We start from the raw sequence: 23,301 nt of genomic DNA, 5'->3' as shown, positions 1-23,301 counted from the left end.
TTTTTCCTTCCTTATCTATAAAATTTAATTAGCTCTTGCCCCCGAGGGATGCCCTGACTTCTTCCGCAATGTTTGAGGGCACTGGCTCGTAGTGGTCAAACTGCATGGTGTATTGTGCGCGGCCCTGCGACTTGGAGCGGAGGTCGTTGATGTAGCCGAACATCTGCGCCAGCGGCACCAGAGCGGTGATGACTTTTGCGTTTCCGCGGTTTTCCATGTTGTTGATCTGTCCACGGCGGGAGTTCAGATCGCCGATAATGTCGCCCATGTATTCCTCGGGCGTCACCACTTCGACCTTCATCATCGGCTCAAGGAGCTGGGGCCCGGCTTTCGCCATCCCTTCCTTGAAGGCGGCCTTGGCCGCGATTTCGAAGGCGAGAACGGACGAGTCCACATCGTGGTATGAACCGTCCACGAGGGCGATCTTCAGATCCACGCAGGGGAAGCCGACGATCACGCCGGTTTCCTTGGCGATCGTCAAACCCTTTTCCACGCCGGGGATGTATTCCCTTGGAACTGCGCCGCCGACGATCTTGCTTTCAAATTCGAAGCCTGATCCGCGTTCGCCCGGTTCAAAAACCAACTCGATTTTTGCGAATTGTCCGGCACCGCCGGTCTGTTTCTTGTGCGTGTAGGTCACGCTGGCTTTTCTTGTGATCGTCTCGCGGTAGGCCACCTGCGGCTTACCGATATTGGCTTCCACTTTAAATTCGCGGCGCATCCGGTCTACGAGAATGTCGAGGTGGAGCTCGCCCATGCCCTTCATGATGGTCTGGCCGGATTCGTGGTCGACGGAGACACGGAAAGACGGGTCTTCGGCCGCCAAACGCTGCAACGCGATGCCCATTTTCTCCTGGTCGCTCTTGGTTTTCGGCTCAACGGCGATTTCAATGACCGGCTCGGGGAATTCCATGCGCTCAAGGACGACCTGTTTGTTGACGTCGCACAGCGTGTCTCCGGTCGTGGTTTCCTTGAGGCCGACGAACGCCACGATATCTCCGGCGTGCGCGATGCTGATTTCCTCGCGGTTATTGGAGTGCATGAGCAGCATCCGACCGACGCGCTCGCGCTTGCCTTTAACCGAATTCTGAACATAGGAGCCCGATTCAATCACACCCGAATAGATGCGTGCGAATGTCAGGGTTCCCACGTAGGGGTCGTTCATGATCTTGAAGGCCAGAGCGGAGAACGGCTCGGCATCGTCAGGTTTGCGGATTTCATCCTCATCGGAATCCACCTTCTTGCCTTTCATTTCGCCCACATCCAGCGGACCGGGCAGATAATCTACGACCGCGTCCAGCAGAGGCTGTACGCCTTTATTCTTGAAGGCAGAGCCGCACATCATTGGGATGATTTTGAAAGCGATCGTCCCCCTGCGGATACATTTTTTCAGAGTGGCGATGTCCGGCTCTTTTCCTTCCAGATACATCTCCATCGCGGCGTCATCCATTTCGACGGCCATTTCAATCAGCTTTTCGCGGTATTCCTTCGCCTTATCCTTAAGATCGGCGGGAATTTCCACGATGTCAAAGGAAGCGCCCAGAGTTTCGGCGTTCCAGATGATTGCATTCATGTTCAGAAGGTCCACGATGCCTACGAAATCGCTTTCGAGACCTATGGGAAGAGTCAAAATAAGAGGATTGATGCCGAGGCGTTTTTTGACGCTGTCCACGCAATCGTAGAAATCGGCGCCGATCTTGTCCATCTTGTTGGCGAAGATAATCCGGGGCACCCGGTATTTGTCGGCCTGACGCCAGACGGTTTCGGTCTGCGGCTCTACGCCCTGGTTACCATCGAGCAGGCATACCGCGCCGTCGAGGACGCGCAATGAGCGCTCGACTTCAATCGTGAAATCCACGTGTCCGGGGGTGTCGATAATGTTGAGACGGAACATTTCGCCGGGATGCGTTCCGTTGGCCGGGCCTTTCCAGAAGGTGGTCGTGGCGGCAGAGGTAATCGTGATCCCACGCTCCTGCTCCTGCTCCATCCAGTCCATGGTGGCGGCACCGTCATGCACTTCGCCGATCTTGTGCGATTTTCCGGTGTAATAGAGGACGCGCTCAGTGGTCGTCGTTTTACCAGCGTCGATGTGAGCCATGATGCCGAAGTTGCGGTAGCGGTCCAAGGGGTATTCGCGTGCCATGATGTCTCTCTTTATCCGTTCCGTTTACTTAGTCTATTCTGCGTGATTACCAGCGATAGTGCGCGAAGGCCTTGTTCGCCTCGGCCATCTTGTGGGTGTCTTCGCGTTTTTTCATCGCTGCGCCACGCTCGTTAGCTGCCTCGAACAATTCCGCTGCGAGACGGTCCTTCATTGTTTTTTCACCGCGTCGGCGGGCCGAATCGATAATCCAACGGATGGCCAGCGCCAAGGCGCGCTCATTGCGGACCTCGACGGGAACCTGATAGGTTGCACCACCGACCCGGCGGGAACGTACCTCGATGCGTGGACGGACGTTTTTAAGGGCGTCATGGAAGAGGCGCAGACCCCGGCTCTTGACCGCGATTGCATCGTCCAGATCAGACTCTACGGGGGCTGCACCGTCCCTCTCTTTGTCCTTTTTATTTTCGTTGGCCGATTTTTTCTCAAGAGATTCAATGGCTCCGTAAACGATCGATTCCGCTACAGCCTTTTTCCCCTGCTCCATTACGCAGTTGATGAATTTAGACAGGACCAAGTCCCCAAACCGGGGGTCTGGAAGAATTTCTCTTTTATCTGCTCTGCGACGACGTGACATGTGCTTTTTTCCTCACTTAATACTTATTTCGGGCGTTTGGCGCCGTAACGGGAACGGGACTTCCTGCGGTCCTTAACCCCCTGCGTGTCCAGGGTTCCGCGGATGATCGTATAGCGAACGCCCGGTAAGTCCTTGACCCGACCCCCGCGGACCAGAACAACGGAGTGCTCTTGAAGATTGTGACCTTCGCCGGGGATGTAGCAGATGACCTCAAGGCCCGTGGTCAGACGCACCTTGGCAACCTTCCGAAGCGCGGAGTTCGGCTTTTTCGGGGTTGTCGTATAGACGCGGGTGCATACGCCGCGGCGCTGCGGATTGCTTTTGAGCGCCCGGTTCTTTTTGCGTTTTACCGTTTTTTTCCGCGGCTTGCGGATCAACTGCTGAATGGTTGGCATCGTTTTGCCCACTCCTTCGTTAAACAAAATTAAAACCCCGCACCGCAGGGCCGTGCATTTTCTTTCATGGATGGCGGCATGTAGCGCGGATTTTTGCGGGTTGTCAAGTGACATCCGCATTTTTCCGCAGAGCATCCGCCCGCCTGGTCCGCGCTAAAGAAGATCCAAGCACTTTATCGGCGGATGTTGCGCTTGATCTACTTGGTGCTTTTGGGGGTCAATCCCGAGCCCTTTCGATAAAGCCTACAGCTGCGTTTAAGCTCCTTTTACAGGCCGATTCTTTGGCCCGGAAACGGCTTACAGCCAGCCAATCCGTAATCAGTGGCGCGGACTATAGCTGTGGGTCAAAAGCGTGTCAAGCTTTGAATCTGTTAAAAGCTGTTTGCCGCCTGTTCTCAAAGCCCCTATTGTTTAAGGGAGCTTGTAGGGGTAAGTTTTACGGGGATTAGCTTTGCTTATTAGAAGATCTGTATTTGTTGATCTTTTCCTAATCGCCTTGATGGGTTTAGGAGCTCTTTGGCTTGTGTTTTTCAACGGTTTTCCCATCGGAGATGATTACAAGAACCAAATCATAGCCTATGAAGCATTTAAAGAACAAGTACAAGCCGGAGAGCTATACCCAAGGTGGCTTCATAATATCAATCACGGCTTTGGTGGCGCCAATCTGTTTTTTTATCCCCCCCTGATTTATTATGTCAGCTATTTTATTGATATCGTCGGACTTCAACAGTTTGATACTCTTCATGTTCTAATTCTTAACGTTTCTTTCTTCCTAATTTTATCAGGCATTACCTGCTACTTTTGGCTTTCATCATTTTGTTCAAGGTACGCTTCTGTTGTCGGTGCCCTTCTTTACATGATCGCGCCCTACCATTTATTTATCGATGTTTACGAGCGTAATAACGTGGCCGAATTTGCGGCCTTTGCTTGGATTCCCTTGCTGTTTTTGCTTTCTTTACGGCAGCCATTCCCCAAGTATGTTCTCGGTATCTTACTGGCACTAGTCTATGCGCTTTTCCTTGTCACCCACCTGCCCAGCGCCGTCTTCGTGACACCTTTTCTGGTTTTTGCGAAGGGCTGCAGTATTTTGACTGCTCATGAACGTAGTATTGAAAAGATTTCGACCTTTGGCGTTTTTCTGTTTTGTCTTTTTCTTGGCGGGTGCCTTGCAGGCATTTACCTCTACCCTGCTTTAACTCTGCTAGATTCCGTGCGTTCGCAAGTGCTTTGGAGCGGCCCCTTTTATGACTACAAGCAATGGTTCCTGTGGTGGCCCTCCTCTTCATGGCCTCCGGTCTTCAAAAACTACGGAGTGCTGCTTTTTGCAATCGCCAGCTTTCAGTTTTTTGTTCCTCTTGCCCTGTTTGTTTATTTTTTTCTCAACTTGGACGAAAGTAGAGTCAAAGATGGTCTTCCTTTCATGCTTTCTGCTGGTTTTTGTTTTTTCCTGATGACGCCCTTTTCTCATTTCGTTTGGGTTCTTTTTGAACCTTTACAGAAAATTCAATTTCCTTTTCGGCTCCTGATGCTTTCGGACTTTTTTTTCGTTTCGTTGATCGCGTTTTTTATTTCAATGCCTCCATCGGGTAGACAGAATGACCGTTTCGTGTCTTTTTTCAGACTCTGCCTTATATCTTCCGCCTTTTTTGCCCTCAGTTTGTTTACCTTCAACTTCGTGAGGCTTTCGTGGCATCCTGACTCGGCGTTTTTTGAATATCGTATCAAGCACAAGATCCTTACCGGCGAGTTTATACCGAAAAACAAGGAAATGACGGTCACTATTCATGATTTCGTCGAAAAGACGCCTGCGTACCCGCTATGGAGGTTTGACGGCCCTCTTGCCGAGGTCACGATTATGAAGAATTTGCCGAGGCAGATGGTTTTTCGAGTTAATTCACCAGACCAGACAGTTTTTATCTTGAGGCAATTTCACTTTATCGGTTGGCGTTCACAGATTACGTTTGAAGACGGCAACCACAACGATTTGGTGATAAGCCCTCTTGAGCCCTATGGTCAGATTTCTGTGAATTTGCCGCCAGGAGCCTACACATTGTCTTTTTTCATACCCGCTCTGCCTCAGGAGCAAGTCGGCGCTTTGATCAGTCTTTCAGGCTTAGTAGCCTGGCTATTTCTCTTTCTTTATTCTTGCTTCAAAGTCAGGATGGGTAAACACACATAAAAAAAAGAAGAACCCCTTTTCGGGGTTCTTAGAAATACAGTTCATATTATTCGGTGCTATCCCGCTGCAACTTCCTTGCGCGGGCGGGATTCTGAACTTTCATGTTGTGCTTCGGCAGAAGCCTGATCTTCGAGGCTTTCGGGTTTTGGCATATTGGCCAGAACCTCTTCGTCGCGTTCAGCGGCGAGACGTTTCATCTGGTTCACGAATGCGCCGGTTCCCGCCGGGATCAGGCGGCCGACGATGACGTTCTCCTTGAGGCCGTTCAGGCGGTCCACCTTGCCGTTGACGGCGGCATCGGTGAGGACACGCGTCGTTTCCTGGAAAGAGGCGGCCGAGATGAAGGAACGGGTCTGCAGCGAGGCCTTCGTGATCCCCTGAAGGACCGGTTTGCCCTCTGGTGCGATCTTTCCTTCCTCGATATAGCGTCGGCGCGCTTCCTCGAACTCCTCCCGGTCGATATGCTCTCCGGCCAGGAACGTGGAGTCGCCGGTGGTGGATACCTCCACCTTCTGCATCATCTGGCGGACAATCACCTCAATGTGCTTATCGTTGATCCGAACGCCCTGCAGGCGGTAAACCTCCTGTACCTCGTTCGTCAGGTATTCGGCCAGCGCCTCTACACCCAGAATATTCAGGATATCGTGGGGCACTAGCGATCCGTCGAGCAGACGGTCGCCCTTGCGGACGAAGTCGCCTTCCTGAACGGCCAAGTGGCGTCCCTTCGGGATCAGGTATTCGCGGGCTTCCTCATCTACATTGACCGGGCGGACGACAATCCGGCGCTTGGACTTGTAGTCCTTGCCGAATTCAACGTAACCGTCCAGTTCTGCGATGACCGCAAAATCCTTGGGGTGGCGGGCTTCGAATAGTTCGGCCACACGCGGGAGACCCCCGGTGATATCGCGGGTCTTCGAGGTTTCACGGGGGATACGGGCGACGATATCCCCTGCCTTGACTTCCTGTCCGCTTTCGACGGAGAGGAGCGTGTCCACTGATAGTTCGTAGTTCGCAGGCAGACCGTTGGGCAGCTTGATGATGTTGCCCTTTTTGTCCAGAAGCGCGATGCGCGGTTTGAGGTCACTTCCCTTGGGTTGTGAACGCCAGTCGATGACGCGGCGGGAAGAAATTCCGGTTGCTTCGTCGGCCTGATCGACGACGGAGATTCCCTCCACCAGATCGAAGTAATGGGCAACACCGTCCTTTTCGGTAATGACCGGAAGGGTGTAGGGATCCCATTCGGCCATTTTTTCTCCGGCCTTGACCTTGGCGCCGTCTTCGATCAAGAGGCGTGCGCCGTAGGGAACGCGGTAAGTTGCCTTGTCGGCGCCCTTTTTGTCCTGAATGACGAGTTCCGTGTTGCGGCCCATGATGATGGTGACACCGGCGGAGTTCTTAACGAGGTTCTTGTTGCGGATTTCAACCTTGCCTTCGATATTCGCATCGACATGGGAGCGCTCAGCGCCCTTCTGCGCCGCGCCGCCAATGTGGAACGTCCGCATGGTGAGCTGGGTTCCCGGCTCGCCGATAGACTGGGCCGCCATCACGCCGATGGCCTCGCCAACGTTGACTTCGGTTCCCCGGGCCAGATCGCGGCCATAACATTTGGAGCAAATGCCATGATTATCCCCCTGGCAAACCAGAACGGAACGGACCTTGACTTCGTCCACGCCCGCGGTTTCTACCTGCTCGGCTGTAACCTCATCAATGATGATCCCGGCGCCAGCAATCGTCTTGCCGGTGAGGGGACTCTTGATATCCGTAGACGGCACACGGCCGAGGATGCGTTCGGACAGAGAGACTATGACATCGGGACCGTTCATCACGGCGCGCATCATGATTCCGTTTTCCGTTCCGCAATCATGCTGGGTGATGATGGCGTCCTGCGCGACATCAACCAGACGGCGGGTGAGGTAACCCGAGTTCGCGGTCTTCAGCGCCGTGTCGGCCAGACCCTTCCGGGCGCCGTGGGTGGAGTTGAAGTATTCGAGAACCGAAAGACCTTCCTTGAAGTTTGAGATAATAGGGGTTTCGATGATCTCGCCCGAGGGTTTAGCCATGAGGCCGCGCATTCCCGCTAACTGGCGGATCTGGGCCGCGGAACCCCGTGCGCCCGAGTGCGCCATCATGTAGACGGCGTTCAGCTTTCCGGATTCGATGTTGGATATGCCCTTCATCATCGCGTCCGCGACTTCGTCGGTGCAACGCGACCAGATATCGACGACCTTGTTGTATTTTTCACCCTTGGTGATCAGACCATCCATGTATTGCTGCTCGAATTCGCTGACTTTTTCGTAAGCGGCATCGACCAGTTTCTTTTTTGCCTCGGGGATGACGAGGTCGTCCTTACCGAAGGAAATGCCCGCGATACAGGCATGACGGAAGCCAAGCTTCATCAAACGGTCGCAGAAAATGACCGTTTCCTTCTGACCGCAATAGCGGTAGACGATGTCAATCAGGGACATGATTTCCTTTTTGGTCAGCACCTGATTGATTAGCGCGAACGGCACCTGCGGGTGGCGCGGGAGCAATTCAGACATGAGAATACGTCCTGGTGTGGATTCAACCAGAACGGTTTTCGGATTGCCCTGTTCGTCCACATCACGGTAGCGGCACTTGATCTTGGCGTGCAGGCTGACGACATTTTCCTGAAGCGCGTGGGCGATTTCCCCGGCACCGCGGAAGATCATGCCTTCACCGATTTCACCGTCGCGGCCAATGGACAGATAGTAAAGGCCGAGAACGATATCCTGCGTCGGAACAATAATTGGCTTGCCGTTGGCGGGCGAGAGGATGTTGTTGGTGGACATGATCAGACAACGAGCTTCAAGCTGCGCCTCAATCGAGAGCGGGACGTGAACAGCCATCTGGTCCCCGTCGAAGTCGGCGTTGAACGCCGTACAGACGAGCGGATGAAGCTGGATCGCCTTGCCCTCGATCAGGACCGGCTCGAACGCCTGAATGCCGAGGCGGTGCAGCGTGGGCGCCCGGTTCAGGAGAACGGGGTGCTCGCGGATGACTTCCTCAAGGATATCCCAGACTTCGGGGCGTTCCTTTTCGACCATGCGCTTGGCGGCCTTGACCGTCGAGGCCAGACCGTAAATTTCCAGCTTGTGGAGGATGAACGGCTTGAATAGTTCTAAAGCCATTTTCTTGGGCAAGCCGCATTGATGCAGCTTGAGTTCCGGGCCAACCACGATCACGGAGCGGCCGGAATAGTCCACACGCTTGCCGAGCAGGTTCTGACGGAAGCGCCCCTGTTTGCCTTTGAGCATATCGGAGAGGGATTTCAGCGGGCGTTTGTTCGCGCCGGTAATCACACGGCCACGACGGCCGTTATCGAACAAGGCGTCTACGGCTTCCTGCAGCATCCGCTTTTCGTTGCGGACGATGATGTCCGGGGCGCGGAGTTCGATCAGGCGGCGCAGACGGTTGTTCCGGTTGATGACGCGACGGTAGAGATCGTTCAGATCGGAGGTCGCAAAGCGGCCGCCATCGAGGGGAACGAGTGGGCGCAGTTCGGGCGGGAGGACCGGGACAGTGTCCAGAATCATCCATTCCGGGCGGGTGCCGGACGTGATAAAGGCCTCGACCAGTTTCAGGCGCTTGACGAGCTTCTTACGCTTGGCTTCGGAGCTGGTTTCACGCAGGTCTTCCTCGACCTTCAGGCGTTCCTGCTCCAGATCAATCGCGGAGAGGATTTCCTTGAGCGCTTCGGCGCCGATTCCGGCGCGGAAAGATTCCTCGCCGTATTCGTCCTGGGCGTTGTAATAATCGTCTTCGGAGAGAAGCTGCATCGGCTTGAGCGGAGTCATGCCCGGTTCGATGACGATGAAGTTTTCGAAATAGAGGACGCGCTCCAGCTCTTTGAGAGTCATATCGATGATGAGGCCGATCCGGCTCGGCAGCGATTTCAGGAACCAAATATGCGCGACGGGCGAGGCCAAGGAGATGTGGCCCATGCGTTCGCGGCGGACGCGGGTCAGGGTCACTTCGACGCCGCATTTTTCGCAGATGATTCCCTTGTATTTCATACGCTTGTATTTGCCGCAAAGACATTCATAGTCCTTCACGGGTCCGAAGATACGGGCGCAGAAGAGTCCGTCCTTCTCTGGTTTGAAGGTCCGGTAATTGATGGTTTCGGGTTTTTTTACCTCGCCGAAGGACCAGCTGTTGATCTGCTGCGGAGATGCAATAGAAATGCGGATCGTGTCAAAGCTCTGCGGTCCGGTCGGCTGGCCAAACAAGTTCATCAGTTCATTCATCGTCTTCGCCCTTTTCTCTTCTGTCTTGGTCCTGATTTTAATCAATCAGGGTGAAATTCACTGTGGTTACTACGCGCACTTTTTTCTCGATCGAGGCCTGTTCGTTCTCCACCTCGTCACCGTATGCGGAGAGGATATTGAACCATCCCTGATCGGCGGAAAGAATCTTTCCCACCTTGCTGTTGGAATCCTGCGCGAAGCGAGTGGCCGCGTCGCGTGCGTTACGGGTCGCCTCGGCGATCATGTCCGGCTTGACCTCGTTCAGTTTGGTGTACATATACACCGGGTCGGAATTGGTGAGCAGAACGTCCTGCGCGATCAAGGCGAAGGTATTCTGTGCGGCCTTTTCGATCTCCCGCACCTTGGGACTGCGGACCGTTATGGTCTGGGTCATTTCAAAGGTGTTCTTGTATTCCTGGACCTCTCCGACCTGCGCGGCGACTTCGCGGCCCTGAAAAAGGGAAATGCTCTTGCGGGCGTATTCCTCTGGTGCGAAGCCATTCTGTTTCAGGAAGGATTCGATCGCCTGCTGGTTGGTCTGCAGCTTCTGGCGAGCGGCAGGAAGATCCCATTCCTTGACGCTGTGGGATATGCGCCAGACGCCGAGATCGGCCTCGACGCTCTTTTCCGCCAGCCCCTTGACGGAAACAACCCCCTGCTGTGCGTTGAAGCGGATCATCCCCTCGCGCAGGAACAAGCCTCCGGCGGCGATGGACGCCGCCAGAACCAATGCAGACAGGAATGTCGCGATCGCTTGCATCAGTCTTTCCGTCCGCCCTTACCCTTACTTAGCGGTTTGCTTCATATCGACATTCAGGCCCAGAGCCTTCAGTTCCTTGGTCAGGACGTTGAAGGATTCGGGGATTCCGATTTCGAAGTTGTCTTCACCGCGCACAATCGCCTCGTAGACCTTGGAGCGGCCCGCCACGTCGTCGGACTTGACGGTGAGCATCTCCTGCAGCGTATAGGCGGCACCGTAGGCCTGAAGCGCCCAGACTTCCATTTCCCCGAAGCGCTGGCCACCGAACTGGGCCTTACCGCCCAGAGGCTGCTGCGTGACGAGAGAGTACGGCCCGATGGAACGGGCGTGAATCTTATCGTCCACAAGGTGATGGAGCTTGAGCATGTACATGTAGCCGACGGTGACCGGGCGGTGGAAATATTCGCCTGTGCGGCCGTCGATCAGGCGGACCTGACCGGAGCGGTCGAGGCCGGCCTTCTGCAGCAACTCGGTGATGTCCTGTTCATGTGCGCCGTCGAAGACGGGGGTGGCCATCGGCACACCGACGCTGACGTTCTTGCACATCTCGATCAGGTCGCCCTGTTCAAGCTGGCTGACACGATCCTTGAACTCGCGTTCGCCGTAAACGTCCTTGAGCTTGCCGTGCAGGTCTTTCATTTCCTGCTCGGTCGGCTTTTTGGCGTTTTCGAAGGCCGCGATAATCTGGCCGATCTGCTTGCCGAGGCTTGCGGACGCCCAACCCAGATGGGTTTCGAGAATCTGTCCCACGTTCATCCGCGAGGGTACGCCCAGAGGGTTCAGAACGAGGTCAACAGGCGTTCCGTCATCCAGATAGGGCATATCCTCGGCCGGCATGATCTTGGAGACCACACCCTTATTGCCGTGACGTCCCGCCATCTTGTCGCCGGGCTGCATCTTGCGTTTTACAGCCACGAAGACTTTGACCATTTTCATCACACCAGGAGGCAGTTCATCGCCGCGCTGGAGTTTTTCGACCTTGTTTTCGAAGCGTTTCTTGAGATCATCGACGGCGGCATCGAAGGTTTTGGTCATAGCCTCTATTTCGGCCATGCGCTTCTCGCTTTCGACAGAGACAAGACGCCAGAGGCCGCGCTTGATTTCCGCGAGATCGGCTTTCTTGATCGATTCGCCTTTTTTCAGCTTGGCTTCCTTGGGAGCCGAGGCCAGTTTCTGCCCGACCAGCATTTGTTCCAGACGACCGTAGAAGCCATCTTCGAGGATGCGGCGCTCGTCATCGCGGTCTTTGGCCAGACGCTCGATTTCGGCTTGCTCGATAGAAAGCGCTCGAGCATCCTTATCGACGCCGCGGCGGTTGAAGACGCGGACTTCGACAATCGTTCCGATGGCTCCGGGCGGCAGGCGCAGGGAGGTATCCTTCACGTCCGCGGCCTTCTCACCGAAGATGGCGCGCAGGAGTTTTTCCTCGGGCGTCATCGGGCTTTCGCCCTTGGGTGTGACCTTACCGACCAGAATATCGCCGGGGGCGACTTCGGCGCCGATGTGCACGATTCCCGCCTCGTCAAGGTGCTTGAGCGCCTCTTCGCCGACGTTGGGGATGTCGCGGGTGATTTCTTCGGTTCCCAGCTTGGTGTCGCGGGCCATGACCTCAAATTCCTCGATATGGATCGAGGTGAAGACGTCATCGCTGACGATGCGTTCGGAGATGAGGATGGAGTCCTCGAAATTGTAGCCGTTCCAAGGCATGAACGCCACAAGGACGTTGCGGCCCAGAGCGAGTTCGCCGAGGTCGGTCGAAGGACCGTCCGCCACGATATCGCCCGCCTTGACCTCATCTCCGACTTTTACGAGCGGGCGCTGGTTGATGCAGGTGTTCTGGTTGGAACGCTGGAATTTGGAGAGTTTGTAGATGTCCACGACTGGATCATCGGCCTTTTCAAACTCGGTGGCCTGAACGACGATCCGGGTCGCGTCCACCTTGGTCACGATGCCGGCGCGACGGGCAGAGACGGCGGCGCCGGAATCCCGCGCTACCGTTGCTTCCATGCCTGTGCCGACGATCGGGGCGGCCGAGCGCAGCAGCGGAACGGCCTGACGCATCATGTTCGATCCCATGAGGGCGCGGTTCGCGTCGTCATTCTCAAGGAACGGGATCAACGAGGCCGCGACAGAGACGATCTGCTTGGGCGAAACGTCAATATATTCGATCGTTTCGGGCTGGGACATGATGTTCTCGCCGGCCTGACGGCAGGAGACGAGTTCGCTTTCGAACTTGCCCGACTTATCGAGTACGGAATTCGCCTGCGCGATCACGTATTTGGCCTCTTCCATCGCGGACATATAGACGACTTCATCGGTCACTTTGCCCTTTGAGACTTTGCGGTAAGGGCTTTCGATGAAGCCGTATTTATTCACGCGGGCAAAGGTGGCCAGCGAATTAATCAGACCAATATTCGGGCCTTCGGGCGTTTCGATCGGACATATCCGACCGTAATGGGTCGGGTGTACGTCGCGGACTTCGAAGCCGGCGCGCTCGCGGGTCAGACCGCCGGGGCCAAGGGCCGAGAGGCGGCGCTTGTGCGTGATTTCCGAGAGCGGGTTGGTCTGGTCCATAAACTGGGAGAGCTGCGAGGAGCCGAAGAACTCGCGCACGGCGGCCTGGGCTGGCTTCGAGTTGATCAGGTCGTGGGGCATATAGGTATCGATATCCACGGAGGACATCCGTTCGCGGATCGCCCGTTCCATGCGGAGAAGGCCGATACGCATCTGATTTTCCATGAGTTCGCCGACCGAGCGGACCCGGCGGTTTCCGAGGTTGTCGATATCGTCCACCTCGCCGCGGCCATCTTTCAGGCCATGGAGGTATTTCACGATCGCCAGAATGTCGGCCTTACTCAGAACGCGGAACTGATCGTCTGCCTCTAGGTCGAGACGGGCGTTCATTTTGACCCGACCCACAGAGGACAGGTCGTAGCGCTCGGCATCGAAAAAGAGCGATTGGAAGAGCGCCTCGGCGGATTCCACTGTCGGGGGTTCGCCGGGTCGCATAACGCGGTAGATATCCACCAGCGCTGCTTCACGGGTGTCGCACTTGTCAGCCAGCAGTGTATTGCGGATATAGGGTCCAACATTGAGGAAGTCGATGGACAGAACAGGAATTTCGCTGACGCCCAGTTCCTCAAGTTTGGCAAAATCTTCCTGCGCGATTTCATGGCCGGCCTCGAAAAGAACCAGTCCGGTTTTTTGGTCAAAGATATCAACGGCGAGGAAGTTGCCGACGAGGTTTTCGCTCTCGACGCGGACTTCCTCCAATCCAGCCTCGGCCAATTTTTTGGCCGCTCGTGCAGTGATCTTTTCCCCGGCCTTGGCAACAGTGCGTCCGGTTTTCGCGTTTATCAGATCGTAATTCAGCTTGATCCCACGCACCCTGTCCGGGTTGAAAGCCGTGCGCCAGCCCTTTTTGTCCTGTTCGTAGACAATCACATCGTAGAATGTCTTCAGGATTTCCTCGTTTGACATTCCCTGGACTAGCAGCGGGTCGATATCTTCGCCCTTGTCTTCGGCTTTCTTGCGGAGTTTTTCGGTTTCCGCGCTGTGCAGACAGCGTAGCAGAGTGGTTAATGGCAGCTTGCGGCGACGGTCGATACGGACAAACATGATGTCCTTGGCATCGAATTCGAAATCGAGCCATGAGCCGCGGTAGGGGATGACACGAGCCGAGAAGAGGTATTTACCGGAAACGTGGGTCTTGCCGTTGTCATGGTCGAAGAAGACGCCTGGGGAACGGTGCATCTGGGAGACGATAACCCGCTCCGTGCCGTTCACGACGAAGGTTCCGTTATTGGTCATCTGGGGCATATCGACCATATAGACGTCCTGCTCCTTGATGTCCCGAATCGAACGGAGCCCCGAATCAGGATCCACATCAAAGACCGAGAGGCGCAAGGTCACGCGCAGTGGTGCGGCGTAAGTCATCCCCCGCTGCTGACACTCATCCACATCGTATTTGGGATCTTCGAATTCGAATTTTACGAAATCAATTTCCGCACGGTCGCTGAAATCCTTAATCGGGAAGACGGAGGAGAAAACCTCCTGAAGGCCACGCATTTCTCGGTCTTCGGCGCGAACGTCCTTTTGAAGGAACAGTTCGTAGGAATTGCGCTGCACCTCGATGAGGTTGGGCATCTGGGCGACTTCGCGGATGCGTCCGAAATTGCGCCGGATCCTCTTGCGGCCGGTAAAGCTGCTGATATCGTTGGCCTGCGTTACTGCTCTTGAGGTCTTGGCTGCGCTCATTTCTTCTCACCTTTTAAAAATTCCAAAAGTTGCTAATCAAGCAAACAAAAACAACCTGTTGCCCCTTCAACATCAGGGTAACAGGTTCAAATCCCTAGTTTTTCCGCAAAGCGGCATCCGTTACGGGTACGGGTTTCACGTCTGTCTCAGAAATTTTGTAAGCTATATGGACCATCGTTTTGCTGTTTGTCAACCTTCATTCCATGAAATATTAGCATTTCCCACACCCTTAAAGTCATGCGGGAAATGCTTGATGTTTCAGGCGAAGATTATTTCAGCTCGACTTTGGCGCCGGCGGCTTCGAGTTTCTTCTTGATTTCCTCGGCCTCGGGCTTCTTGACGCCTTCCTTAACGGTCTTGCCGCCCGCTTCGACCAGATCCTTGGCTTCTTTCAGGCCGAGGCTGGTGATTGCGCGGACTTCCTTGATCACATTGATCTTGTTTGCGCCGCCGTCAACGAGAACGACATTGAAGCTGTCCTTCTCTTCGACAGGAGCCGCACCCGGACCAGCCGCTGCCATCATGACAGGAGCAGCCGCAGCCGCGGTTACGCCCCATTTGTCTTCGAGAAGCTTGGATAGTTCCGCAGCCTCCAGAACCGTCAGGGTCGAGAGTTGTTCAACAATTTTATTCAGATCAGCAGCCATTTTTTCCTCCTTAGAATTTAAACTTGATCATTTCTCTGAAAATTAAAAAACTAACCTTGTTTCTCGCCGTAAGCCTTAGTTACGCCCACCAGATCGCGGGCCGGAGCCTGCAGAACTCCCGCCAGCTTGGTCGGGGCCGCCACCAGAAGACCCACCAGCCTGGAGCGGATTTCGTCAAGGCTCGGCAGTTTGGCCAGCGCTTCCACGCCCTTGGGATCGAGAACCGTTTCGCCCATGCCCGCGCCAACGATAATCAGCTTCTGGTTTTTCTTGGCGAATTCAAATGTTACTTTCGCGGCGGCCACAGGGTCTTTTGAGGTGGCGATGCCGGTCGGGCCGGCGAACATATCTTCCAGCTTCTCGAACTTCGTCCCTTTCAGGGCGCGCTGTGCGAGGCGGTTTTTAATAACCTTGAATTTTGCACCGTTCTTGCGGAGTTCGTTCCGCAGGTCGGTGAGCTCCTTAACGGTCAGACCGGAATACTGGGTGACGACCACAAGCTCTTCCTCGTTAAAACGCTGGTTCAGCGCCACGATTTCCTCGTTTTTTTCTGCCCGGCTCATGCCCATGGCTTTGTCTCCACGATCAAAGTTAAATTCCCAAAAAACTAAAGCGGCCTTTTGGCCGCCTGCGGGGATCAGTCTGAAAGAAGAAAAGCGGCCTTGATCTTAGGCTTGGCTTTTTATTCTTCCTATCTGTGCAGGCTTTTTAAGCTATAGCCCCTGCAGTCCCTGACAGGTTTTTGTAAACTACGGGCAGGTCTATAGAAGGAAAACCTGCCCGTCAAGCGTTTTCTGAGATAATTTATGGTGTCCAGACGATTTTTCCGAAGACACCGTCCGCCTCCTCGGCAGGGCCGGCGGCGTAGTAGAGTGCGTTGGTATCGCCAAGGCTTTGACCATTTCCGAACAATATGCCCCAAAGTCCCTCGACTTCCAGCGGGTTGCCATCTGGCCGTTTCAAAACGCCTTCCTGCTTGCCGCTTTCCAGATCAAACGTCACGATCTTGCCGTCGCCGAAGTTGCCGGCCAGCAGACGGCCGGACGCCTGACCGAAGTCTGCCGGTGCGATCGCCAGCCCCCAAGGGGCGTCGAGATCTTTTCTGCCCTCGAACTCGCGGATCAGCTTGCCTTCATAGTCAAAGGCCGCAAGATAGCCCAGCCCGGTGCCCTGCTCTTCTTCGCCGGGTTCCTTTGTCAGTCTGGCATAGGTTATATAGAGGATGCCGCCCAGCTCCTGCACGTTGAAGGGCGCGTAATCGGAGGGAACTCCGGCTGGATGCGCGAATGCTCCTTCGATCTTCAAAGGTTTAAAGGAGGAATCGAATATATCGACGCGGTTGTTGGCGAAGTCCACCGCATAAAGTCGGTTTCCGCCTTCGCGGTTGACGGAAACGGTTATCCCTTTGTAAATCGCTCCCTGTTTAGATTGATCGACGGTAATCACGCCATGAGAGGGACGAATAAAAGTTCCATCGTCATTCTTTTTTTCAGTCCAGCCGATGATCGTGCCGTCTTCGGTGCAAAATATGAACTTGCTGGGGCCGGTGATGCCATCATGCGTCATCACCACGAACTCCGTCTCGACGCCGTTAAAGACCTGCCCCGTCGGAGTGGAATGCTCGGCCTTCGGGTCCGCGGCGGGCAGAGTGATCCGCTTGACATCATCCTGAAAGAGCTTTTTCCCGCCTACATCGCCAACATAAAGGCTGACCGTTCCTGTATCGGTGTTATTGATCCAGAAATGACCCCCCGCTCCCGCCGGACGGATCGCCAGACCCCAGGCGTTGACCATCTGCGGATCGACGATTTCGGGCATATAAATCTGCCGGTTTGCGACCAGATTTTGCAGAATGTACCCTTCGGCCTTAGCCTGAGACGGGCTGAAGAGTGTAATGGCAACACAGGATAAAAGGGTCATTTTGCGGTACATCAACTTGTGCTCCTTGATGATAGTAAGAGTTACTCTTTATTGAGAATGACTCTTAATCACATCTTTCGTCTTTGACAAGAGCCAAAATAAAGAAGCCCGGAAAAAACCGGGCTTCTTTATAAATTTTTCCGTCAGAGAGCTACTTAGGCCGTCTTGCGAAGGGTTTCAGGATCAATCTTGATCCCCGGGCCCATGGTCGATGTTACGGACACCTTGTTGATGTATTTGCCTTTGGCTCCGGCGGGTTTGGCCCGGATAATCGCCTCATAGAAGGCGCGGATGTTTTCCACCAGCTTGGCTTCGTCGAAAGAGGCTTTGCCAACGCGGGCGTGAATAATGCCTGCCTTTTCCGCACGGAATTCAACAGCTCCGCCCTTCATGGATTTGACCGCTTCGCCGATATTCGGCGTCACAGTTCCCAGTTTCGGGTTCGGCATCAGCCCTTTCGGGCCGAGAATCTTACCAACACGGCCAACGAGACCCATCATGTCCGGGGTCGCCAGACAGCGATCGAAATCGATTTCGCCCTTCTGGATTTTCTCCGCCAGATCGTCAGCGCCGACAATATCAGCACCAGCGGCTTTCGCTTCCTTGGCCTTTTCGTCCTTGGCGAAGACAGCCACGCGGACCTTCGCGCCGGTGCCGTTGGGAAGGCTCAGCATCCCGCGGACCTGCTGGTCGGCGTGTTTCGTGTCAACCGCAAGATTGATTGCAATTTCAATGGTTTCATCAAACTTACGGTTCTTCGAATCCGCCTTGAGGATGCTGACCGCCTCCTCGATTCCGTAAAACTTATTGCGGTCGACCACAACCTGCTGTTTTTTCGGCTTTTTGCCTTCGGATTTCTTCTTGCTTTCTGCTTTCGCCATGACTTATCCCTCCACGACTTCGATGCCCATAGAACGGGCCGAGCCTTCAATAATTTTCATCGCCGCGTCGATATCGTTAGCGTTGAGATCGACCATTTTCTTTTCGGCGATTTCGCGCACCTGCGATTTTCTGACTTGGGCAATAACTTCACGACCGGGGGTACCGGAGCCCTTTTCACGCTTGGTGGCCTGCAGCAGGAAGTAGCTTGCGGGCGGGGTCTTGGTGATGAAGGTAAATGAACGATCCTCATAAACGGTGATGACAACCGGCGTGGGAACACCTTTCTGGCTTTCCGTACGGGCGTTGAACGCCTTACAGAATTCCATGATATTCACGCCCTGCTGACCGAGGGCTGGACCTACAGGCGGCGACGGATTGGCCGCTCCGCCGGGGATGGTCAGGTTAATATAACCTGTTATTTTTTTTGCCATTGTCTACTCCTTAAAGGTTAAGGTTTCGTGGTGCGGCGCCCAATGGGCTTTTTGAGAACGCCTCCCACAACGATTTGGCGGACCATAAACTCTTGGTTCCGATCAATCAAGAAAAAAATTAACCTCTATTGCCCCCTTCCCTTGCCGCAAAACGATTGCTGGACTATAGAGGGAACGCGGGCATAAGAAACCTGAACCCAAAAGGGCTCCATGAAAAAAGACGATGTCATCACGCTTTCTGTCGATCTCCCGGAATACGGGTTGGTCAGCGGCAAGCACGGGTTTATCGTCGCCGTCCATGAACAGCCTGAGCCCTCATGCACCGTTGAATTTCTGGATAGGATTGGGAACACTCTTGTACAACTTGTCCTCAAGCCCGAGCAGTTCAAGATTATGTGGAGCGCCTAGAATTCATGAAGCCTTTTATTTTCAGAAGTGTCGCGGTCGGGGTTTTTTGCCTTTTTCTGTTCCTAGTTACGGCCTTTCCTCCGGTCCGTGCGTTTGATCTTAAGGACTACACCAATTATATAGGGCTTATTTCCGGAGGGATCGAGCGCACATATGATCTTTACGACCCATATCCAAACATCGAAGCAAAGCGTCCACTCGTTATTGTCCTTCACGGTTATATGGGCAGTGCGCAAAAAAATATGAATGATAATAATCCCAACCGTACCTGGCTGGACCTGGCCCGTCGCGAAAGATTTATCGTTGCCATACCGAAAGGGCTTGTCAGCGCTGGTAGATTTAAGGACTGGAACGACTGTCGTAAGGACAAATCATCTAAGACACATTCCGATGATCTTGGCTTCATCAGACTGCTCATTCATACGTTGCTCCGTGAGAAAAATGTTGATGCCAAAAGAATTTATGTAACCGGAACTTCCAATGGGGCGCATATGTCCCTGCGCTTAGCCTTGGAAGCTCCAGAAATAGTTGCTGCGATCTCCCCAGTGGCGGCGGCTATGCCTCAATTCAGCGCGTGTGAATTCTTAAAAAAAAGCCTGTTCCTGTAATTTTTATCAATGGAACTGAGGATCATTTGCTACCTTACGAAGGTGGGCACGTTGCAAAAGAAGCCAAACAAAAGCACAGAGGGACCGTTTTGTCGGTCGAGGATTCCGTTGCATGGTGGGTAATAAATAACGGTGCCGATCCCCGTCCGGTCATTACAGACTTTTCGGACCACGATCCGGAAGACGGCACCAAAGCAAGGAAATATTTGTATTTCGGGCCAGCGCCCGTGGCTTTGATAAAGGTCATTGGAGGTGGCCACACGGAGCCAAGCCTCAAGCACCATTACCGGGCGCTTTTCCGATTCATTGTTGACGGCCAGAACAGGGATTTCGAGACCGCCGAAGAAGTTTGGGCGTTTTTTAAGGATAAAGTCCGTTAAGCCTCAGAGCTTCTCGACCTGGCTGAATTCCAATTCCACCGGGGTGGCGCGACCGAAGATTGAAACAGAAACCTTTAGCTTGGCCTTTTCCTCGTCGATTTCCTCCACAAAGCCGTTGAAGGAGGCGAACGGGCCTTCGGTCACCTTGACCTCCTCGCCGATATCGTAGATGACCGACGGACGCGGACGCTCGATCCCTTCCTGAACCTGCCTTAAAATTCTTTGGGCCTCAGCTTCGCTGATCGGGACAGGTTTATTGCCGCCTGCGCCCAAAAAGCCACTGACTTTGGGTGTGTTTTTAATCAGGTGCCAGACGTTATCGTCCATATCCAAACGCGCCAGTACATAGCCGGGGAAAAATTTGCGCTCGGCGCTAACTTTCTGCCCGCGGCGCACCTCGACGACCTCCTCCATCGGTACAAGAATTTCCTCAATCTTGTCCTCAAGACCCTGTTTTTTTGCCTTTTCGCGGATGGCTTCGGCCACCTTTGCTTCAAAACCTGAATAAACGTGAAGAACGTACCAGCGTTTAGCCATTGTCTTAATCCTTTTCCTTTATAGCCCGATGCTCATAATTGACCTCACCAGATAGGCAATAATCTGGTCCGAGAAAAACAGGAAGGTCGATGCCAAAAAAACCATAATAAAAACCGCAATCATACTGACCGTCGTTTCCTGACGGGACGGCCAGGTGACTTTTTTCATTTCGTTTCTGACCTGACGCAGGTATTCCACGGGTCCGGTTTTTGCCATTTCTTCCTCTTAACTTTAGCCACAAGCCCTTGATATGACTGTCTTTATTTTACCCTTCATTGACCTGTGTCGCGGCGGCTCTTGCCGTTTTATAGGATCAATTTTTAGGGAATAGCCGTTACTACACCAAAAAAAAGCCAAAAACCAGCATAAATTTCATGTTCTTCGTCTTTTCAAAAAGAATTGCTTTGTTCAATGCAATTAAAAGTTATAATGGAAAGGTAGGCTGGATTGGTTCGCCTCACCTTGTCTTCTGCGTTGGTTTCTGTGGTCAATTATACTCTGGGATGTCCTGGTGACACATACCGAAGAAGATATTACAAAAATCCTTATGATCGACGATTCGGAAACGGATTTTGTCCTGACCCAGATGAGTCTGGAAACCGGGCGCGATTTCCGACACAAGATGGACTGGGCCGGGTCTTTCGAGGACGGACTCCGGGAGATGAAGAAGAACATTCACGATATCTATATCGTGGACTATAAACTTGATCAGGGGAAATCCGGGCTTGATGTTGTGCGCGAAATACGGCTGATGGGCATCACGACCCCTGTCATTCTTCTCACCGGTCTGGATATGCGGAAAATTTCCAAGGATGAGTGCGATAAGCTGAATATCTCGCGCTGCCTGTCAAAGCATGAGAAAGACCCCACTTTGCTGATCAGCATAATCGTGGATACGGTCCTTCATTACCACAACAACAAAGATGTTGACTGAGGCTCTGATAGCCTATCAGGAGTCATTCCATTTCAGGATCGGGTTTCGAGCCGCCTGGACCTCGTCGAGCCTGCGGCGCGGCGAAGACAGAGGGTAATCATGGAAAACGTCCGTCTCTCCAGAGCGTATGTCGGCCGCGAAATTTTTCATGACCGTAATGAAGCGATCGAGTGAGTCCTTGCTTTCGGTTTCCGTCGGCTCGATAAGCATCGTACCGGGGAGAACGAGCGGGAAATAAACGGTCATCGGATGGAAGCCGCGTTCAATCAGACCCTTGGCGATATCAAGGGTCGTGACGCCGGATTCCTTCTGGGTCTTATCTGTGATCAGGCATTCATGCATACACGGCCCTTCGAAGGGGACGTGGTAATCGTTTTTGAGCTGACTGAGGATATAGTTGGCGTTAAGAACCGCGTCTTCTGAGACCTGCTTCAGTCCGTCTGCGCCGTGGGAGAACATGTATGTCAGTGCGCGCACATGCATTCCGAACTGGCCCTGAAAGGCTTTCAAACGCCCCAAGGTTTCCGGGCGATCCTGTTCCGTTTCCAGCCTATATGTCTCGCCGTCCTTAATGACAGTCGGCACCGGCATCGCCTTGGCCAGTTCAGGCGTACAGCAGATCGGCCCCGAACCTGGACCGCCGCCGCCGTGCGGCGTCGAGAACGTTTTGTGAAGATTGATGTGCATGACATCCACACCGAAATCGCCCGGGCGGACCTTGCCGACAAGCGCGTTGAAGTTCGCGCCGTCGCAATAGAAATAACCCCCAGCCTTATGCAGCAGATCGGCCATTTCGATGATATCGGTTTCAAAAAGCCCGCAGGTGTTGGGGTTGGTGACCATCATTCCGGCAATGTCTGCCCCTTTGGGATCGGTTTCGAAAAGAGCCTTTTTGAAGGCTTCGACCGTCAGTCGCCCTGTGTCTTTTGTTGGAATGTTTCTGACCTCGTAGCCACACATGGCCGCCGTTGCCGGGTTGGTGCCGTGCGAAGAATCGGGCGTGAGAACAATTTTACGGTGTCCCTGCCCTTTTAGCTCGTGGGCGCGGCGAATAGTCATCATGCCTGCTAATTCCCCGTGTGCGCCTGCCGCCGGAGCCAGACACACGCCGGACAAGCCCGTGAGTTCAGCGAGCCAATTCTGGAGTTCGTGGAGGACTTTTAGAGCGCCCTGCACCGTGCTTTCCGGTTGCATCGGGTGAATATGGGCGAATCCCTTCATTCGAGCAACTTTTTCGTTCAGGCGCGGGTTGTGTTTCATCGTGCAGGAACCGAGCGGGAAAAACCCGTGGTCGATCGAAAAATTCCATGTACTCATTCGTACAAAATGCCGAAGAACCTGCGGCTCACTGAGTTGCGGAAGGCCGACCCGCGTGCGTTCATTTGATCCCGTGCGGAGGGCTGTTCCTTTCGACTCAGGAAGATCAACGCCCGGACGGTCGCTGAACTCCTTTTCCCAGAGAAGGTTTTCCTCATAATGAAGACCCTTGTTCTCTAGGGCCGTTTTCCCGGGTATATTTTGCATTTGTTCTATTGCCTTCGTTATTTTTGCTTCCGCGCTCACTTTGACTTACTCCTAAAATTTTTGTGTTATATGTGCACAGTCGAATTTCTTGTATTCTTTTTTTGATGCGTTTTTTGAAGTTTCAGTTACTTCCAGAACACCGGTTAAACGATCCAGATTTATTTCCGTATATCCTTTGCTATGGCTCCATTTTGCATAGATTAAGGAGTCAGAAAAAGTCTTAATGTTTTCGTACGATATGTCTTTTCCTTCCAAGGTCACGGTTCGGTTGCGTTCATTGATAATCAGTCCTATCTTTATCTCTCTGTTGTCCGCTTCACAGCGGAGAAGCTTTTTACCTGTGTCGCCTAGGCTAAAAAAGCTTACAGCACCAAATAAAGATAGGCCTGTCAGGATACCAAGCAAGAAGAGTATGAACCCTTGGTATGAACTCATG

Annotated in this window: 20 protein-coding genes; 5 read left to right on the top strand and 15 right to left on the bottom strand. The window is 53.6% G+C overall.

What is annotated here, in order from left to right; translation table 11 throughout:
• Positions 1-28: 28 nt before the first annotated feature.
• The 3 genes from fusA to IPN28_04005 are packed head-to-tail and all read right to left on the bottom strand — an operon-like array spanning position 29 to position 3,133.
• Entirely contained in the window at positions 29-2,143 is a 2,115-nt protein-coding gene (fusA, locus tag IPN28_04015) for an elongation factor G (protein ID QQS57991.1), read from the bottom strand.
• 46 nt (positions 2,144-2,189) lie between these two features.
• Positions 2,190-2,738, bottom strand: coding sequence for a 30S ribosomal protein S7 (rpsG, locus tag IPN28_04010; protein QQS57990.1), 549 nt, complete (start codon positions 2,736-2,738; stop codon positions 2,190-2,192).
• 23 nt (positions 2,739-2,761) lie between these two features.
• Positions 2,762-3,133, bottom strand: coding sequence for a 30S ribosomal protein S12 (locus IPN28_04005; protein ID QQS57989.1), 372 nt, complete (start codon positions 3,131-3,133; stop codon positions 2,762-2,764).
• 451 nt (positions 3,134-3,584) lie between these two features.
• On the opposite strand from IPN28_04005, the gene IPN28_04000 reads away from it, so the two are divergent.
• Positions 3,585-5,312 (top strand): hypothetical protein, encoded by a 1,728-nt coding sequence (locus IPN28_04000; protein ID QQS57988.1) that lies wholly within the window; start codon positions 3,585-3,587, stop codon positions 5,310-5,312.
• Positions 5,313-5,368: 56 nt separating this feature from the next.
• Here the strand turns inward: IPN28_04000 and rpoC are convergent, their stop codons facing one another.
• The 8 genes from rpoC to rplK all read right to left on the bottom strand — a co-directional run bounded on the left by rpoC (position 5,369) and on the right by rplK (position 18,474).
• Positions 5,369-9,577 (bottom strand): DNA-directed RNA polymerase subunit beta', encoded by a 4,209-nt coding sequence (gene rpoC, locus IPN28_03995; protein QQS57987.1) that lies wholly within the window; start codon positions 9,575-9,577, stop codon positions 5,369-5,371.
• Between the two features lie 37 nt (positions 9,578-9,614).
• Positions 9,615-10,337: an SIMPL domain-containing protein gene (locus tag IPN28_03990; protein ID QQS57986.1), complete on the bottom strand. Its 723-nt coding sequence runs from the start codon at positions 10,335-10,337 to the stop codon at positions 9,615-9,617.
• A 24-nt stretch (positions 10,338-10,361) separates the two neighbouring features.
• Positions 10,362-14,594, bottom strand: coding sequence for a DNA-directed RNA polymerase subunit beta (gene rpoB, locus IPN28_03985; GenBank protein ID QQS57985.1), 4,233 nt, complete (start codon positions 14,592-14,594; stop codon positions 10,362-10,364).
• 269 nt (positions 14,595-14,863) lie between these two features.
• Positions 14,864-15,241, bottom strand: a complete 378-nt coding sequence (rplL, locus tag IPN28_03980) for a 50S ribosomal protein L7/L12 (GenBank protein ID QQS57984.1) — start codon at positions 15,239-15,241, stop codon at positions 14,864-14,866.
• 50 nt (positions 15,242-15,291) lie between these two features.
• Positions 15,292-15,804, bottom strand: coding sequence for a 50S ribosomal protein L10 (gene rplJ / locus IPN28_03975; protein QQS57983.1), 513 nt, complete (start codon positions 15,802-15,804; stop codon positions 15,292-15,294).
• 241 nt (positions 15,805-16,045) lie between these two features.
• Positions 16,046-17,176 (bottom strand): TIGR03118 family protein, encoded by a 1,131-nt coding sequence (locus IPN28_03970; protein QQS57982.1) that lies wholly within the window; start codon positions 17,174-17,176, stop codon positions 16,046-16,048.
• Positions 17,177-17,316: 140 nt separating this feature from the next.
• Positions 17,317-18,042, bottom strand: a complete 726-nt coding sequence (rplA, locus tag IPN28_03965; GenBank protein QQS57981.1) for a 50S ribosomal protein L1 — start codon at positions 18,040-18,042, stop codon at positions 17,317-17,319.
• A 3-nt stretch (positions 18,043-18,045) separates the two neighbouring features.
• The gene (gene rplK / locus IPN28_03960) at positions 18,046-18,474 is read right to left on the bottom strand and encodes a 50S ribosomal protein L11 (GenBank protein ID QQS57980.1); all 429 of its coding nucleotides are present in this window, start codon (positions 18,472-18,474) and stop codon (positions 18,046-18,048) included.
• 210 nt (positions 18,475-18,684) lie between these two features.
• Here rplK and IPN28_03955 point away from each other — a divergent pair, with 210 nt between their 5' ends.
• The 3 genes from IPN28_03955 to IPN28_03945 all read left to right on the top strand — a co-directional run bounded on the left by IPN28_03955 (position 18,685) and on the right by IPN28_03945 (position 19,870).
• Complete coding sequence (locus tag IPN28_03955; GenBank protein ID QQS57979.1) at positions 18,685-18,882, top strand: DUF4926 domain-containing protein; 198 nt, start codon at positions 18,685-18,687, stop codon at positions 18,880-18,882.
• A gap of 5 nt (positions 18,883-18,887) precedes the next feature.
• Positions 18,888-19,490, top strand: coding sequence for a hypothetical protein (locus tag IPN28_03950; GenBank protein QQS57978.1), 603 nt, complete (start codon positions 18,888-18,890; stop codon positions 19,488-19,490).
• 89 nt (positions 19,491-19,579) lie between these two features.
• On the top strand, positions 19,580-19,870 hold the full coding sequence (locus tag IPN28_03945; protein ID QQS57977.1) for a hypothetical protein: 291 nt from the start codon (positions 19,580-19,582) through the stop codon (positions 19,868-19,870).
• A gap of 3 nt (positions 19,871-19,873) precedes the next feature.
• Here the strand turns inward: IPN28_03945 and nusG are convergent, their stop codons facing one another.
• The gene (nusG, locus tag IPN28_03940) at positions 19,874-20,407 is read right to left on the bottom strand and encodes a transcription termination/antitermination protein NusG (protein QQS57976.1); all 534 of its coding nucleotides are present in this window, start codon (positions 20,405-20,407) and stop codon (positions 19,874-19,876) included.
• A gap of 18 nt (positions 20,408-20,425) precedes the next feature.
• On the bottom strand, positions 20,426-20,623 hold the full coding sequence (gene secE, locus IPN28_03935) for a preprotein translocase subunit SecE (protein QQS57975.1): 198 nt from the start codon (positions 20,621-20,623) through the stop codon (positions 20,426-20,428).
• 295 nt (positions 20,624-20,918) lie between these two features.
• Between secE and IPN28_03930 the strand changes: the two genes are divergently transcribed.
• On the top strand, positions 20,919-21,341 hold the full coding sequence (locus tag IPN28_03930; GenBank protein QQS57974.1) for a response regulator: 423 nt from the start codon (positions 20,919-20,921) through the stop codon (positions 21,339-21,341).
• A 15-nt stretch (positions 21,342-21,356) separates the two neighbouring features.
• Here the strand turns inward: IPN28_03930 and gcvPB are convergent, their stop codons facing one another.
• Both gcvPB and IPN28_03920 read right to left on the bottom strand, forming a co-directional pair.
• On the bottom strand, positions 21,357-22,865 hold the full coding sequence (gene gcvPB, locus IPN28_03925; protein ID QQS57973.1) for an aminomethyl-transferring glycine dehydrogenase subunit GcvPB: 1,509 nt from the start codon (positions 22,863-22,865) through the stop codon (positions 21,357-21,359).
• A gap of 51 nt (positions 22,866-22,916) precedes the next feature.
• Positions 22,917-23,300: a hypothetical protein gene (locus tag IPN28_03920; GenBank protein QQS57972.1), complete on the bottom strand. Its 384-nt coding sequence runs from the start codon at positions 23,298-23,300 to the stop codon at positions 22,917-22,919.
• Between the last annotated feature and the right edge of the window lies 1 nt (position 23,301).

Source organism: Alphaproteobacteria bacterium, from assembly GCA_016699735.1.
Classification (GTDB): Bacteria; Pseudomonadota; Alphaproteobacteria; order Micavibrionales; family Micavibrionaceae; genus JAGNKE01.
Note: the sequence above shows the minus strand (reverse complement) of the source record. Positions and strands in the feature narration are given on the sequence as shown.